At 56.1% G+C, this 15829-nt stretch carries 11 protein-coding genes and 1 tRNA gene; all 12 read right to left on the reverse strand.

Going from position 1 to position 15829, the window contains the following annotated elements; translation table 11 throughout:
* Positions 1-10 precede the first annotated feature (10 nt).
* A complete protein-coding gene (fusA, locus tag LC093_RS15150; RefSeq protein ID WP_226666536.1) occupies positions 11-2116 on the reverse strand; it encodes an elongation factor G in 2106 nt (701 codons plus the stop codon).
* 119 nt (positions 2117-2235) lie between these two features.
* Positions 2236-2706, reverse strand: a complete 471-nt coding sequence (gene rpsG / locus LC093_RS15155; protein WP_010130334.1) for a 30S ribosomal protein S7 — start codon at positions 2704-2706, stop codon at positions 2236-2238.
* A 115-nt stretch (positions 2707-2821) separates the two neighbouring features.
* Entirely contained in the window at positions 2822-3196 is a 375-nt protein-coding gene (rpsL, locus tag LC093_RS15160; RefSeq protein WP_226666538.1) for a 30S ribosomal protein S12, read from the reverse strand.
* Positions 3197-3428: 232 nt separating this feature from the next.
* The gene (gene rpoC, locus LC093_RS15165; protein ID WP_226666540.1) at positions 3429-7658 is read right to left on the reverse strand and encodes a DNA-directed RNA polymerase subunit beta'; all 4230 of its coding nucleotides are present in this window, start codon (positions 7656-7658) and stop codon (positions 3429-3431) included.
* 137 nt (positions 7659-7795) lie between these two features.
* On the reverse strand, positions 7796-11869 hold the full coding sequence (gene rpoB / locus LC093_RS15170; RefSeq protein WP_226666542.1) for a DNA-directed RNA polymerase subunit beta: 4074 nt from the start codon (positions 11867-11869) through the stop codon (positions 7796-7798).
* A gap of 278 nt (positions 11870-12147) precedes the next feature.
* Positions 12148-12516 (reverse strand): 50S ribosomal protein L7/L12, encoded by a 369-nt coding sequence (gene rplL, locus LC093_RS15175; protein ID WP_226666544.1) that lies wholly within the window; start codon positions 12514-12516, stop codon positions 12148-12150.
* 80 nt (positions 12517-12596) lie between these two features.
* Positions 12597-13091, reverse strand: coding sequence for a 50S ribosomal protein L10 (rplJ, locus tag LC093_RS15180; protein ID WP_226666553.1), 495 nt, complete (start codon positions 13089-13091; stop codon positions 12597-12599).
* A 280-nt stretch (positions 13092-13371) separates the two neighbouring features.
* Entirely contained in the window at positions 13372-14070 is a 699-nt protein-coding gene (gene rplA, locus LC093_RS15185; protein WP_226666556.1) for a 50S ribosomal protein L1, read from the reverse strand.
* The gene (gene rplK / locus LC093_RS15190; RefSeq protein WP_226666559.1) at positions 14071-14502 is read right to left on the reverse strand and encodes a 50S ribosomal protein L11; all 432 of its coding nucleotides are present in this window, start codon (positions 14500-14502) and stop codon (positions 14071-14073) included. It lies immediately after the preceding gene.
* A gap of 166 nt (positions 14503-14668) precedes the next feature.
* Complete coding sequence (gene nusG, locus LC093_RS15195) at positions 14669-15202, reverse strand: transcription termination/antitermination protein NusG (RefSeq protein WP_226666569.1); 534 nt, start codon at positions 15200-15202, stop codon at positions 14669-14671.
* Positions 15203-15212: 10 nt separating this feature from the next.
* Positions 15213-15581 (reverse strand): preprotein translocase subunit SecE, encoded by a 369-nt coding sequence (secE, locus tag LC093_RS15200; RefSeq protein WP_226666574.1) that lies wholly within the window; start codon positions 15579-15581, stop codon positions 15213-15215.
* Between the two features lie 117 nt (positions 15582-15698).
* A tRNA-Trp gene (locus tag LC093_RS15205) sits at positions 15699-15774 on the reverse strand.
* Positions 15775-15829: the final 55 nt, after the last annotated feature.

Below are 15829 nucleotides of genomic sequence, written 5' to 3' on the forward strand. Positions count from 1 at the left end.
AGTTAGATGATTAAGCCTTGTTCTTCGCGATGATGTCATCGGCGACGTTCTTCGGCGCTTCCGCGTACTTCAGGAATTCCATGGTGTAGGTCGCACGGCCCTGGGTCGCAGAACGCAGGTCGGTGGCGTAGCCGAACATTTCGGCCAGCGGCACTTCTGCGTTGACGATCTTGCCAGAGGCGCTGTCGTCCATACCCTGGATCAGGCCGCGACGACGGTTCAGGTCGCCGACCACGTCACCCATGTTTTCTTCCGGAGTAACGACTTCCACTTTCATCATCGGCTCAAGCAGTACCGCGCCGCCAACCTGGGCCAGCTTCTTGGTCGCCATGGAACCGGCGATTTTAAACGCCATTTCGTTAGAGTCCACGTCGTGGAAAGAACCGTCATACAGGGTAGCCTTCAGGCCCAGCAGTGGGTAGCCGGCGAGTACGCCGTTTTTCATCTGCTCTTCGATACCCTTGGCAACCGCAGGAATATATTCCTTCGGTACCACACCACCAACGATGGCGTTTTCGAACACCAGCTTCTCTTCAGAAGTGTCTTCAGTCGGCTCGAATTTCACCCATACGTGACCGTACTGACCGCGGCCACCGGACTGACGAACGAACTTGCCTTCGATCTCAGAGGTGTTACGAATCGCTTCACGGTAGGCAACCTGCGGCTTACCGATGTTCGCTTCAACATTGAACTCGCGACGCATACGGTCAACGATGATGTCCAGGTGCAGCTCACCCATACCGGAGATAATGGTCTGGCCGGTTTCTTCGTCGGTCTTCACACGGAAGGACGGGTCTTCCTGAGCCAGTTTGCCCAGTGCGATACCCATTTTTTCCTGATCCGGCTTGGACTTCGGCTCTACCGCTACAGAGATTACCGGCTCCGGGAATTCCATGCGCTCGAGAACGATTTTCGCGTCTTCGGCACACAGGGTGTCACCAGTGGTCACGTCTTTCAGGCCGATCGCTGCCGCGATATCGCCTGCCAGTACTTCCTTGATCTCTTTACGATCGTTGGAGTGCATCTGCACCATACGGCCGACACGCTCTTTCTTCATCTTCACGGAGTTATATACCGCGGTACCGCTTTCCAGCTTACCGGAGTACACACGGAAGAACGTCAGAGTACCAACGAAGGGGTCGGTAGCGATTTTGAATGCCAGCGCTGCGAACGGAGCGTCGTCTTTCGCTTCACGGGTTTCAACGGTTTCGCCGTCATCCAGAGTACCTTCGATCGCACGAACTTCGGTCGGCGCCGGCAGGTATTCGATAACCGCGTCCAGCATGGCCTGTACGCCCTTGTTCTTGAACGCAGAGCCGCCCAGAACCGGTACGATTTCGTTTGCCAGGGTACGCTGACGGATTGCTGCCTTGATCTCTTCTTCGGTCAGCTCACCTTCTTCCAGGTACTTTTCCATCAGCTCTTCGCTGGCTTCCGCCGCCGCTTCAACCAGGAACTCGCGCATTTCTTCGCACTCGTCCTGCATGTCAGCCGGGATGTCGCCGTATTCGAAGGTCATGCCCATGTCGTCTTCGTTCCACAAGATGGCTTTCATCTTGAGCAGGTCGACAACACCCTTGAACTCGTCTTCAGAGCCAATGGTCATCTGCAGCGGAACAGCGTTCGCATTCAGACGGGTCTTCAGCTGACCGACAACCTTGCGGAAGTCCGCACCGGCGCGATCCATCTTGTTGACGAAGACCATGCGCGGTACTTCGTACTTGTTGGCCTGACGCCATACGGTTTCGGTCTGCGGCTGCACACCGGAAGAACCACACAGAACAACAACAGCACCGTCGAGTACGCGCAGGGAGCGCTCTACTTCGATGGTGAAGTCAACGTGTCCCGGGGTGTCAATGATGTTTACACGGTGCTGCGGGAACTGCTGCTGCATGCCAGCCCAGAAACAGGTGGTTGCTGCAGAGGTGATGGTGATACCACGCTCCTGCTCCTGCTCCATCCAGTCCATGGTGGCTGCGCCTTCGTGCACCTCACCAATTTTGTGGGACAGACCGGTGTAGAAGAGTACGCGCTCGGTAGTCGTGGTTTTACCGGCGTCTACGTGGGCGCAGATACCGATATTGCGATAGCGTTCGATAGGCGTTTTACGTGCCACAGTTGTATCCTCGATATAACGGCAAAAGGCAGCTGGGCCAAAGTTAAAAAACTAGCCCTGCTGCCTTTCGGTTTTAATTTCCGATGTGGGTAATCATCAGACTTAGAAGCGTCACTATCTTAGAAACGATAGTGAGAGAACGCTTTGTTGGCTTCCGCCATACGATGCACGTCTTCACGCTTCTTGACCGCGCCGCCCTTGTTCTGGGAAGCATCGATCATTTCATTGGCCAGACGCTGGGCCATGGACTTCTCACCGCGCTTACGGGAGAAATCTACCAGCCAGCGCATTGCCAGCGCGGTACGACGTGCAGGACGCACTTCTACCGGCACCTGGTAAGTAGCACCACCAACACGACGGGATTTTACTTCCACCATCGGGGCGATGTTTTCCAGGGACTCTTCAAAAATTTCAATCGGATCTTTGTTCAGCTTTTCTGAAACCAGATCCAGCGCACCATATACGATGCTCTCTGCCACGGACTTCTTACCAGAGATCATGACATGGTTCATGAACTTGGCCAGAGTCACGTTCCCAAATTTGGGATCAGGCAGCACTTCGCGCTTGGCGACTACTCGTCTTCTTGGCATGGGATTGCCTCTCTTCAGGGTTACTCTGAGACGCCGCCGTAAACAAATACAACTCGGCGAGCTCAGCCTTACTCCGGTTATTCGTTAAACCGAAACGCAAATTGACCTTTGGGGATTAACCCTTAGGACGCTTGGCACCGTACTTGGAACGGCCCTGCTTGCGATCGTTTACGCCTGCACAGTCAAGTGCACCACGTACAGTGTGGTAGCGCACACCCGGCAAGTCTTTTACACGACCGCCGCGAATCAGCACCACGCTGTGCTCCTGCAGGTTGTGGCCTTCACCGCCGATGTACGAAGTTACTTCGTAACCGTTGGTCAGGCGCACACGACAAACTTTACGCAGAGCGGAGTTCGGCTTTTTCGGTGTAGTGGTGTACACGCGAGTGCAGACTCCACGGCGCTGCGGGCAAGCTTGCAGTGCAGGAACGTCGCTTTTTTCAACTTTGCGTTTTCTCGGCTTACGAACCAACTGGTTGATCGTTGCCATTAAAAATCACTCCAAAATAAAACGCCCCCACCAGTTGTAAAAGCGGGGGCTTATCGTCAGTGCACACTGCCTTTCCAGCTCTATGAGCTTTCCTGACAGTCGTACCCCATTAGCGGGGGCCGCATTCTATAAGCGACGGCGCCCCTAGTCAATCACCGGTGATAGTGATCACTCACATTTACCGGTAATCGCGATCCACAGCGACCGGCGGAAACCCGCCGGTCTATGCGACTTATTCCCCGGAAGATTTCAGGGCTTCGGTCAATGCCGCTTCAACTTCTTCCGCAGATGGACCCTCGGAGTAACCGGTGGTCATCTGCAGGCTGCGCTTGCGCTTGCGCTCGGCGTGGTATGCCAGACCGGTACCCGCCGGGATCAAGCGACCCACAACCACGTTTTCTTTCAGGCCGCGCAGGCTGTCTTCCTTGCCGGTTACCGCGGCTTCGGTCAGTACGCGGGTGGTCTCCTGGAAGGAGGCCGCGGACAGGAAGGACTCGGTAGCCAGAGACGCTTTGGTGATACCCAGCAGCAGGCGCTCGAACTGAGCCGGCTGCTTGCCTTCGGCACGCAGACGCTCGTTCTCTTCCACAACGCGCTGGTATTCCACCTGGTCGCCTTTAATGAACTCGGAGTCACCCATTTCAAGGATTTCAACCTTACGCAGCATCTGACGCACAATGGTTTCAATGTGCTTGTCGTTAATGCCTACGCCCTGGAGGCGGTAAACCTCCTGGATTTCGTTGGTGATGTAGCGAGCCAGCTCCTCCACGCCCTTCAGGCGCAGTATGTCGTGCGGATTGGACGGGCCATCGGAGATAACCTCACCCTTCTCAACCGTCTCACCTTCGAACACAGTCAGCTGACGGTGCTTCGGAATCAGTACTTCGTAGTGATCCTTGCCGTTCGCCAGCGGTTTGCCGTCATTCGGGGTGATCTGCAGACGAACCTTGCCTTTGGTCTCTTTACCGAAGGAAACGGTACCGGAGATCTCCGCGAGGATGGACGGCTCTTTCGGCTTACGCGCTTCGAACAGGTCAGCAACCCGCGGCAGACCACCGGTGATGTCCTTGGTACCGCCGGATTCCTGCGGAATACGGGCGATAACGTCACCGACATTCACCTTGTCGCTGTCTTTCAGGCTGAGAATCGCACGCGGCGGCAGCGCGTAGTGCGCCGGCGCGTTTGAGTTCGCCAGGGTCAGTTCTTCACCGTTTTCGTCAACCAGAGTTACCGCAGGACGCAGGTCTTTACCTGCCGCCGGGCGTTCCGCCGGGTCGATGATCTCGATAGAAGACAGACCGGTGATTTCGTCAGTCTGCTTGCGAATCGACAGGCCGTCTTCCATTCCGGACAGTTTCACCCAGCCCGCAACCTCGGTAATGATCGGGTGCGTATGCGGGTCCCACTTGGCCACGATCTGGCCGCCGTCGACTTCCGAACCTTCGGCGACACTAATCTGCGCACCGTAAGGCAGCTTGTAACGCTCGCGCTCACGACCGGCAGGGTCTGCAACCGCCAGCTCACCAGAGCGGGAAACCGCAACCAGGTTGCCGTTTTCGGCTTTCACGGTCTTCACATTGTGCAGACGCACAGTACCGCCCAGCTTCACCTGGATGCTGTCAGCCGCAGAAGCACGGCTTGCCGCACCACCGATGTGGAAAGTACGCATGGTCAGCTGGGTACCCGGCTCACCGATGGACTGTGCAGCCACAACGCCCACAGACTCACCCGGGTTGGCGCGGTGGCCACGGGCCAGGTCGCGACCGTAACACTGGGCACAGATACCATGTGCAGTCTCACAGGTGATTGCAGAACGGACCATTACCTCGTCGATACCGAGACCTTCGATGCGCTCAACCCACTTCTCGTCGATCATGGTACCGGCCGGAACAGCGATTTCATCGCTGCCTGGACGGATGACGTCACGGGCCACAACTCGACCCAGGATACGGTCACCCAGAGACTCAATCACGTCGCCGCCTTCAATCACCGGCGCCATGGTCAGGCCGTCGTCGGTGCCACAGTCGATTTCGGTGATTACCACGTCCTGCGCAACGTCTACCAGACGACGGGTCAGGTAACCGGAGTTCGCCGTTTTCAGTGCGGTATCCGCCAGACCTTTACGAGCACCGTGCGTGGAGATGAAGTACTGCAGTACGCTCAGACCTTCACGGAAGTTCGCGGTAATGGCGTTTTCGATAATGGAGCCGTCCGGACGCGCCATCAGACCACGCATACCGGCGAGCTGACGGATCTGCGCTTCAGAACCCCGTGCGCCGGAGTCGGCGTACATGTATACGGAGTTGAAGGAGTCCTGCTCGGTCTCTTTACCTTCGCGATCGATTACCGGCTCTTTCTTGATACCGGCCATCATCGCCTGGGTTACCTTGTCGTTGGTACGGGACCAAACGTCGATAACCTTGTTGTATTTCTCACCCGCGGTTACCAGACCGGAAGCAAACTGGGATTCAATTTCCTTCACTTCGGCTTCTGCCGCAGCGATCAGGTCAGCCTTGGCTGCCGGGATCTCGAAGTCGTTCACACCGATGGAGGAACCGGACTTGGTAGAGAAGTCAAAACCGGTGTACATCAGCTGGTCAGCGAAGATGACGGTCGCTTTCAGACCAACTTTGCGGTAGCACTCGTTCAGAACGCGGGAAATCGCCTTCTTCTTCATCGGCTGGTTGACCATTTCGAACGGGAGGCCATCCGGAACGATGTTCCACAGCAGCGCACGACCAACAGTCGTGTCGTAAACGGTGCGGGTATTGGTCTTCTCGCCGTCTTCACCAATAACGGCTTCGTCGATACGTACCTTGATCTTCGCCTGCAGGCCAACCTGCTTGGCGTAAAACGCGCGGCTCACTTCCTTGATATCAGAGAAGGACATGCCCTCGCCTTTATCGTTCACGCGCTCACGGGTCATCCAGTACAGACCCAGTACCACGTCCTGGGACGGAACGATGATCGGCTCACCATTCGCCGGTGACAGGATGTTGTTGGTAGACATCATCAGCGCGCGGGATTCCAGCTGCGCTTCGATCGTCAGCGGTACGTGTACCGCCATCTGGTCACCATCGAAGTCGGCGTTGTACGCCGCACACACCAGCGGGTGCAGCTGGATCGCCTTACCTTCAATCAGTACCGGCTCGAACGCCTGAATACCCAGGCGGTGAAGCGTCGGTGCCCGGTTCAGCAGTACCGGGTGCTCGCGGATTACCTCGTCGAGGATGTCCCACACCACCGCTTCTTCGCGCTCGACCATTTTCTTGGCCGCTTTGATGGTAGTGGCCAGGCCGCGGGTTTCGAGCTTGCCGAAAATGAACGGCTTGAACAGCTCGAGAGCCATTTTCTTCGGCAGACCACACTGGTGCAGACGCAGGGTCGGACCTACCACGATTACGGAACGGCCGGAGTAGTCGACACGCTTACCCAGCAGGTTCTGACGGAAACGACCCTGCTTACCTTTGATCATGTCAGCCAGGGACTTCAGCGGACGCTTGTTGGAGCCAGTGATGGCGCGGCCGCGGCGACCGTTGTCCAGCAGTGCGTCTACAGATTCCTGCAGCATGCGCTTTTCGTTGCGCACGATGATGTCTGGCGCGTTCAGCTCGAGCAGGCGCTTCAGACGGTTGTTACGGTTGATCACGCGACGGTACAGATCGTTCAGGTCGGAAGTCGCAAAGCGGCCACCATCCAGCGGTACCAGCGGACGCAGATCCGGCGGCAGAACCGGCAGAGCCTGCATGATCATCCACTCCGGTCGGTTGCCGGACTTGTAGAAGGCTTCCAGCAGTTTCAGTCGCTTGGACAGCTTCTTGATCTTGGTTTCAGAGTTGGTCGCCGGAATCTCTTCGCGCAGGCGCTGGATTTCAGACGGCAGCTCGATATCGTTCATCAGCTCCTGGATGGCTTCCGCACCCATTTTTGCTTCAAACTCATCGGCGAACTCTTCCATCGCTTCAAAGTACTGCTCATCGTTCAGCAGCTGACCGCGTTCCAGAGTAGTCATACCCGGATCGGTTACTACATAGGATTCGAAATAGAGCACGCGCTCGATATCGCGCAGGGTCATGTCCAGCAGCAGGCCGATACGGGACGGCAGAGACTTCAGGAACCAGATGTGCGCAACCGGGCTTGCCAGCTCGATGTGCCCCATACGCTCACGGCGCACCTTGGCTTTGGTTACTTCAACGCCGCACTTTTCACAGATGATACCGCGGTGCTTCATGCGCTTGTACTTGCCGCACAGGCACTCGTAGTCCTTTACCGGGCCAAAAATCTTGGCACAGAACAGGCCTTCGCGCTCCGGCTTAAAGGTACGGTAGTTGATGGTCTCGGGCTTTTTCACTTCGCCGTAAGACCAGGAACGGATCATCTCTGGCGAAGCCAGACCGATACGGATCGCGTCAAATTCTTCCAGCTGTTCCTGGGCTTTCACCAGGTTTAACAAATCTTTCAAGGCCTTTCCTCCACTAGGGGGTGGTCATCCCGGCCATTGCACCTTGGGCCGGGAAGGCCGGCAGAAACGATCAGATTCTGCCGGCACTTTCATCAGTTCGCCTGCAAGCAGGCTCCTACACCTATTACCTTCCGGTCTTACTCGTTTTCCAGCTCGAAGTTCATACCCAGCGAGCGGATTTCCTTGACCAGTACGTTGAAGGATTCGGGCATACCCGGCTCCATACGGTGGTCGCCATCGACGATGTTTTTGTACATCTTGGTACGACCTTCAACGTCATCGGATTTGACCGTGAGCATTTCCTGCAGGGTGTAAGCGGCGCCGTATGCTTCCAGTGCCCACACTTCCATCTCACCGAAACGCTGACCACCGAACTGTGCCTTACCACCCAGCGGCTGCTGGGTAACCAGGCTGTAGGAACCGGTAGAACGCGCGTGCATCTTGTCGTCTACCAGGTGGTTCAGCTTCAGCATGTACATGTAACCAACAGTTACCGGACGCTCGAAAGAGTCACCGGTACGACCGTCGTACAGGGTGATCTGACCGGAATCCGGGATATCCGCCAGACGCAGCAGCTGCTTGATCTCGGACTCTGCCGCACCGTCGAATACCGGCGTTGCCATCGGTACACCGCGACGCAGGTTTTCAGCCATTGCCAGTACTTCGGTATCGCTCAACTCGTTGAGGTCTTCAACGCGCCCGCCAGTGGAGTTGTAGACCTCTTCCAGGAAGCCACGCACTTTCTGCGCTTCCTGCTTTTCCTTGACCATGCGGTCAATCTTGACGCCGAGGCCCTTGGCCGCCATACCCAGGTGCATTTCCAGAACCTGACCAACGTTCATACGGGACGGAACACCCAGCGGGTTCAGAACCACGTCAACCGGCTCACCGTTTTCGTCGTACGGCATGTCTTCCACAGGCTTGATCACGGAGATCACACCTTTGTTACCGTGACGGCCGGCCATCTTGTCACCAGGCTGGATACGACGCTTGATCGCCAGGTAAACCTTGACGATTTTCAGCACGCCCGGAGCCAGGTCATCGCCAGACTCGAGTTTCTTCTTCTTGTCTTCGAAGACCTCGTCCAGCTGCTTGCGACGCTCGCCCAGCTGCGCTTCTGCTTTTTCCAGCTGATCGTTCAGGCTCTCTTCAACCATGCGGAGCTTGAACCAGTCTTCGCGCGGCAGTGCAGACAGGATTTCAGCGTTCAGTACGTCGCCTTTCTTGACGCCTTTACCGCCGGCTACTGCCTGACCGTCCAGAGCGGCAGCCAGACGCTCGAAGGTCGCACCTTCAACGATGCGATACTCTTCGTTCAGGTCCTTGCGCACTTCATCCAGCTGCGCCTTCTCGATCGCGAGGGAACGCTGGTCTTTCTGCAGACCGTCACGGGTGAAGACCTGTACGTCGATCACGGTACCGCGGGTGCCGGAAGGCGCGCGCAGGGAGGTATCTTTAACGTCAGATGCCTTCTCGCCGAAGATCGCACGCAGCAGCTTTTCTTCCGGAGTCAGCTGGGCTTCACCTTTCGGAGTCACCTTACCAACCAGGATGTCGCCCGCGCCTACTTCTGCACCGATGTACACGATGCCGGACTCGTCCAGCTTGTTCAGCGCAGACTCACCGACGTTCGGGATATCCGCGGTAATTTCCTCACTGCCCAGCTTGGTGTCACGGGCAATACAGGTCAGCTCCTGAATGTGGATAGTGGTGAAGCGGTCTTCCTGTACCACGCGCTCGCTCACGAGGATGGAGTCCTCGAAGTTGTAGCCGTTCCACGGCATGAACGCGATACGCATGTTCTGGCCCAGAGCCAGCTCACCCAGGTCAACGGACGGACCGTCGGCCAGGATATCGCCGCGCTCAACCACGTCGCCGGTGTTAACGATCGGACGCTGGTTGATACAGGTGTTCTGGTTGGAGCGGGTGTACTTGGTGAGGCTGTACAGATCCACACCCGCGTCACCGGCCTCTACTTCGTTGTCGTGCACACGCACTACTACGCGGCTCGCATCAACACGCTCAATCACACCGCCACGCTTGGCAACGATACATACGCCGGAGTCGCGCGCCACGGTGCGCTCCATGCCAGTACCTACCAGTGGCTTCTCAGCGCGCAGAGTCGGGACCGCCTGACGCTGCATGTTGGAACCCATCAATGCGCGGTTGGCGTCATCGTGTTCCAGGAACGGAATCATTGCGGCCGCAACGGATACCACCTGCTTCGCGGAAACATCCATGTACTGGATTTCTTCCGGATTCTTCAGGGTAAATTCGTTGTGGTGACGCACACTGATCAGATCATCGGTAAAGCGATTGTTTTCGTCCATGGCAGCAGATGCCTGGGCGATTACGTAGTTCGCTTCATTGATCGCAGACAGGTATTCGATCTCGTCCGTGGCCTGGCCGTTGACAACCTTGCGGTACGGGCTCTCGAGGAAACCGTAGTGGTTGGCACGGGAGTAAGTTGCCAGGGAGTTGATCAGACCAATGTTCGGACCTTCCGGTGTTTCAATCGGACATACACGACCGTAGTGAGTCGGGTGTACGTCACGCACCTCAAAGCCTGCACGCTCACGGGTCAGACCACCCGGGCCCAACGCGGAAACACGGCGCTTGTGAGTAACTTCCGACAGCGGGTTGTTCTGGTCCATAAACTGGGACAGCTGGGAGGAACCAAAGAATTCCTTCACCGCGGCGGCCACAGGCTTGGCGTTGATCAGATCCTGCGGCATCAGGCCTTCGGATTCCGCCATGGACAGACGCTCTTTTACCGCGCGCTCTACACGCACCAGGCCCACGCGGAACTGGTTTTCGGCCATTTCGCCCACGGAACGCACACGACGGTTACCCAGGTGGTCGATATCATCGACCATGCCGCGACCGTTGCGGATCTCGATCAGGGTTTTCAGTACGTCGACGATGTCTTCTTTGCTCAGGGTGCCCTGACCGGTTTCGTCTTCGCGGCCCAGACGGCGGTTGAACTTCATGCGGCCTACCGCAGACAGATCGTAACGCTCGTCAGAGAAGAACAGGTTCTCGAACAGAGACTCCGCAGACTCCTTGGTGGGCGGCTCGCCCGGGCGCATCATGCGGTAGATTTCGACCAGCGCTTCCAGTTCGGTACGGGACGGGTCGGCACGCAGGGTATCGGAAACGAACGGACCGCAGTCCAGATCGTTGGTGTACAGCGTTTCGAAGCTCTTAACATTCAGAACACGCAGCTTGCCCAGGATCTCTTCGTTGATCTCGGCGTTACACTCAACCGCAATCTCACCGGTGGAATCGTCGATGATGTCATGAGCCAGTACACGGCCATGCAGGTAGCTCAGCGGTGCTTCCAGAGTTTCTACACCGGCCTTCTCCAGCTGGCGGATGTGACGCGGAGTGATACGACGACCCTCTTCCACGATCACCTTGCCTTTACCGTCCTTGATATCGAACGACGCAACATCACCGCGCAGACGGGATGGGATCAGGTCCAGGCTGACAGATTCATCGCCCAGCTCGAATTTGCTGGTTTCGAAGAACATCTCCAGCATTTCCTGGGAAGAGTAACCCAGCGCGCGCAGCAGAATGGTCGCCGGCAGCTTGCGGCGACGGTCGATACGCACATAAACCAGGTCTTTCGGGTCGAACTCGAAGTCCAGCCAGGAGCCACGGTAAGGAATCACACGCGCGGCGTACAACAGCTTGCCGGAAGAGTGGGTCTTGCCCTTGTCGTGATCAAAGAACACACCCGGGGAGCGGTGCAGCTGGGAAACGATCACACGCTCGGTACCGTTAACCACAAAGGTACCGTTATCGGTCATGAGCGGAATTTCGCCCATGTAAACTTCCTGCTCTTTGATGTCCTTGATGGACTTATTCGCAGATTCTTTATCGTAAATAATCAGGCGCACGCGAACCCGCAGCGGGCAGGCGTAGGTGACGCCGCGCAGCGTACATTCTTTAACATCGAATGCCGGCTTGCCGAGGGTATAGCTTACGAATTCCAGCGCGGCGTTGCCGGAATAGCTGACAATCGGAAATACAGACTTGAACGCGGCCTGCAGACCGATATCCAGGCGCTCATCCGGGCGCGTGTCGGCCTGTGTGAATTTGCGATACGAATCCAGCTGTATCGCAAGCAGGAAAGGTACGTCCATGACCTTAGGCAGTTTGCCAAAATCCTTGCGGATACGTTTTTTCTCAGTGTATGAGTAAGCCATTCATATTCCCCAGCTTGATCAGTGACAAGACTTCATTAGAGCTACGGCCGAAAGGCCGGCAGTACGTAACTCGTCCGGGCGAGAAGTCTCTGCATAGTGCAGCTACGCTTAATAAACAGGGTGTTTAAAGCGCTGCGCTGTGCGCAAACCTCTCTAACAAAAACCGTCGGTCAAAACGGCGGTGCCGCAAACGGCAAAAAGGCCGGCGGACAAAAGTCCACCAGCCTTTCCGCCAACGGTTGATTTAGCAGCCGTTGGCGGTGCAATGTAAAACCGAATTACTTCAGTTCTACAGATGCGCCAGCTTCTTCCAGCTCTTTCTTCGCTGCTTCGGCTTCTTCTTTGGTAGCGCCTTCTTTCAGCGGGCTCGGAGCGCCGTCTACCAGAGCTTTGGCTTCTTTCAGACCCAGGCCAGTGATGCCGCGAACAACTTTGATCACGTTCACTTTCTTTTCGCCAGCAGAGGTCAGGATTACGTCGAACTCGTCCTTTTCTTCTGCAGCAGCTTCGCCGCCAGCTGGGCCAGCCATAACAGCAGCAGCTGCAGTTACGCCGAACTTCTCTTCCATAGCTTCGATCAGCTCAACAACGTCCTTAACGGACATTTCAGCGATCGCATTGATGATATCTTCTTTAGTCAGAGACATGAGTTAGTACCTGATTTCGTGTGAGCAGCAAACTGCTCGTAAATTCATATAAAAACTGCTGTTTCGCTTTAGCGAAACAATTAAGCAGCTTCCTGCTCTTTTTGGTCGCGAACGGCCGCAATAGTGCGAACCAGTTTGCCAGCAGACGCTTCTTTCATGACGCTCATCAGCTTGGCGATAGCTTCGTCGTATGTCGGCAGGCTTGCCAACAGTGCGACGTCAGTAGCTACGCCTTCGAAGGCGGCACCTTTCAGTTCCAGCTTGTCGTTGCCCTTGGCGAACTCCTTGAGGATGCGCGCGCCGGCACCCGGGTGTTCGTTGGAGAAGGCAATGATGCTAGGACCGACGAATTTCTCGATGAGACATTCGAATTCGGTACCGGCCAGAGCGCGACGCGCCAGAGTATTGCGGACGACTTTCAACCAAACGCCGTTCTCGCGAGCCTCTTTGCGCAGGGCAGTCATGTCATTCACGGTTACGCCGCGGGAATCCGCAACGACCGCAGACAGAGCACCCTCAGCAGCCTGCTGGACTTCTGCGACAATCGCTTTCTTGTCTACGAGTCCAATAGCCATAGTGTCACTCCTGGATTTGAATGAAGGCCGGGAACTACATGTAAACCCGACCCGTTCCGGTGCATAAAGCTCAAATCCAGTAAAAATACTGGTTTGGGCGACACCGTCTGCGTAGGCTCAGAACCCTGTTGGCCAACCTGGCCGGATTCCGGATTAAGCGATGGACTTTTAAACCTCAAAACCCCACCGCACCTACGGTCTTTGACGGCCCGCCCGACGGCCGAAACAGCCGGGCGGACCCCAAAGTTCTTTAGCTGAACGTGCTAACTTTCAAAGAAAGTTATTTAACGTCCAGGGAAGCCTGATCGAGAGTCAGACCCGGGCCCATAGTGGTGCTCAGGGTGATCTTCTTCAGGTATACGCCTTTCGCGGAAGCCGGCTTGGCCTTTTTCAGGTCAGCAACCAGCGCTTCCAGGTTCTCTTTCAGAGAGTTGGCGTCAAAACTAACTTTACCGATACCACCGTGGATGATGCCGCCTTTGTCAGCGCGGAAACGCACCTGACCAGCCTTGGCATTCTTAACCGCAGTCGCAACGTCTGGCGTTACGGTGCCGGTTTTCGGGTTCGGCATCAGGCCGCGCGGGCCCAGGATTTGACCCAGCTGACCAACAACACGCATAGCGTCCGGAGAAGCTACAACGACGTCGAAGTCCATTTTGCCTGCTTTAACTTCAGCAGCCAGCTCGTCCATACCTACCAGGTCTGCACCAGCTTCTTTCGCTGCTTCGGCGTTTGCGCCCTGGGTAAATACCGCTACGCGAACGTCTTTACCGGTACCGTGCGGCAGGGTGGTCGCGCCGCGAACAGCCTGGTCGGATTTACGCGGATCGATACCCAGGTTGATGGCAGCATCAACGGTTTCCGGGAACTTAACGTTGGAGAACTCTTTCAGCAGCGCAACAGCTTCTTCGATGCTGTAAGCCTTGCCAGCTTCCACTTTTTCAGCGATTACACGCTGACGCTTGGTCAATTTAGCCACTTACAGACCCTCCACTTCGATACCAGCACTGCGGGCAGAACCAGCGATAGTACGTACCGCTGCTTCCATATCGCCAGCAGTCAGGTCTGCTTTTTTCATCTCAACGATTTCTTCGATCTGAGCGCGGGTTACCTTGCCAACCTTCTCGGTGTTAGGACGGCTGGAACCACTCTTGATCTTGGCAGCCTTGCGCAGCAGAACCGCGGCGGGCGGCGACTTCATGATGAAGGTGAAGGAGCGATCGCTGTATACAGAGATCACTACCGGTACCGGCAGGCCCGGCTCCAGACCCTGGGTCTGTGCGTTAAACGCTTTACAGAACTCCATGATGTTTACACCGTGCTGACCCAGTGCAGGGCCGACGGGCGGGCTCGGGTTGGCCTGACCGGCCTTAACTTGCAGCTTGATGTAAGCTTCGATTTTCTTAGCCATTACAGCTTCCTCTTTAACTGGGTGGTAACGCCTGCGCTGTACACTTATACAAACATGCAGCGCTCAGCTCCCCTGTTCACCCCGCAAAACTGACACTCAGTTTCCAGGGACGCGAAAGCCCCCTTCCGCTCAAGGCGAAAGAGGGCCGAATCCTTTCAGCTCGAAATCAGCTCTTTTCTACCTGACTGAATTCCAGCTCTACCGGTGTCGAGCGACCGAAGATCAATACTGCCACGCGCAGGCGGCTCTTCTCGTAATTGACCTCTTCAACCACACCGTTGAAATCATTAAACGGACCATCGATAACACGCACCATCTCACCCGGCTCAAACAGGGTCTTGGGCTTCGGCTTATCAACCGAATCGTCCATACGATTCAGGATTGCCTGTGCTTCGCGATCAGTAATCGGGGCCGGCTTGTCCGCCTTACCACCGATAAAGCCCAGCACTCGCGGCGTTTCTTTCACCAGGTGCCAGGTATCGTCATTGAGCTCCATCTCAACCAGGACATAACCCGGGAAAAATTTGCGCTCACTCTTGCGCTTCTGGCCGGCACGCATCTCAACCACTTCTTCAGTGGGAACCAGAACATCACCAAAAAGGTGATCCATCTCGTGCAGCTCAATGCGCTCTTTCAGAGAGGTCGCAACGCGCTTCTCATAACCGGAGTAAGCCTGAACTACATACCAATGCTTTGCCATGGATTAACCTTTAGCCAATGATCTTGGAGGCAGCCCAACCGAGACCGGAATCCAGCGCCCACAGAATGACTGCCATAAGCAGAACAAACACCACCACAATCAGGGTGGTCTGGGTCGCTTCCTGGCGAGTCGGCCACACTACACGACGAACTTCATTTTGCGCTTCGCGCAACAGGCTCCAGAAAGCGTGACCTTTGGCAGTCTGCACCGCCACAAATACCGCCGACAGGCAAAGCACAACAATTGCCAGCACGCGATACAGCAGGGGGATTTCAGCGTAGTAGGAGTTGCCCGCAACAGCAGCGCCAACCAGCAGCGCCACCAGCAGCCATTTCAGGCCGTCAAGACGAAAAGTTTTCGCCTCTACTTTAGCATTCATACAGAGAAGCCTTTAGCGCGCCTCTAATACCACTGGCGCCTTTTTTGCCCACGACCACAAAGAGCGACAGCAGTACAGGATAGCCCAACTGCAGGCCCCTTGCGGGCATCTTGAAGTTGGCAGGCCAGGAGGGACTCGAACCCCCAACAGCCGGTTTTGGAGACCGGTGCTCTACCAATTGAACTACTGGCCTGGAACACATTCAGGAAGACAACTTAATGCGCCACCCTGAAAAACGAGGAGCGGAG

Source organism: Microbulbifer aggregans, assembly GCF_020524005.1.
Lineage (GTDB): Bacteria > Pseudomonadota > Gammaproteobacteria > Pseudomonadales > Cellvibrionaceae > Microbulbifer > Microbulbifer aggregans_A.

Bases quoted from the DNA above. Each gene is read 5' to 3' on its own strand.
- rpsG (WP_010130334.1), bottom strand. From the start codon at position 2,706: ATGCCAAGAAGACGAGTAGTCGCCAAGCGCGAAGTGCTGCCTGATCCC.
- secE (WP_226666574.1), bottom strand. From the start codon at position 15,581: ATGAATGCTAAAGTAGAGGCGAAAACTTTTCGTCTTGACGGCCTGAAA.
- rpsL (WP_226666538.1), bottom strand. From the start codon at position 3,196: ATGGCAACGATCAACCAGTTGGTTCGTAAGCCGAGAAAACGCAAAGTT.
- rplL (WP_226666544.1), bottom strand. From the start codon at position 12,516: ATGTCTCTGACTAAAGAAGATATCATCAATGCGATCGCTGAAATGTCC.
- rplK (WP_226666559.1), bottom strand. From the start codon at position 14,502: ATGGCTAAGAAAATCGAAGCTTACATCAAGCTGCAAGTTAAGGCCGGT.
- nusG (WP_226666569.1), bottom strand. From the start codon at position 15,202: ATGGCAAAGCATTGGTATGTAGTTCAGGCTTACTCCGGTTATGAGAAG.
- rplJ (WP_226666553.1), bottom strand. From the start codon at position 13,091: ATGGCTATTGGACTCGTAGACAAGAAAGCGATTGTCGCAGAAGTCCAG.
- rpoB (WP_226666542.1), bottom strand. From the start codon at position 11,869: ATGGCTTACTCATACACTGAGAAAAAACGTATCCGCAAGGATTTTGGC.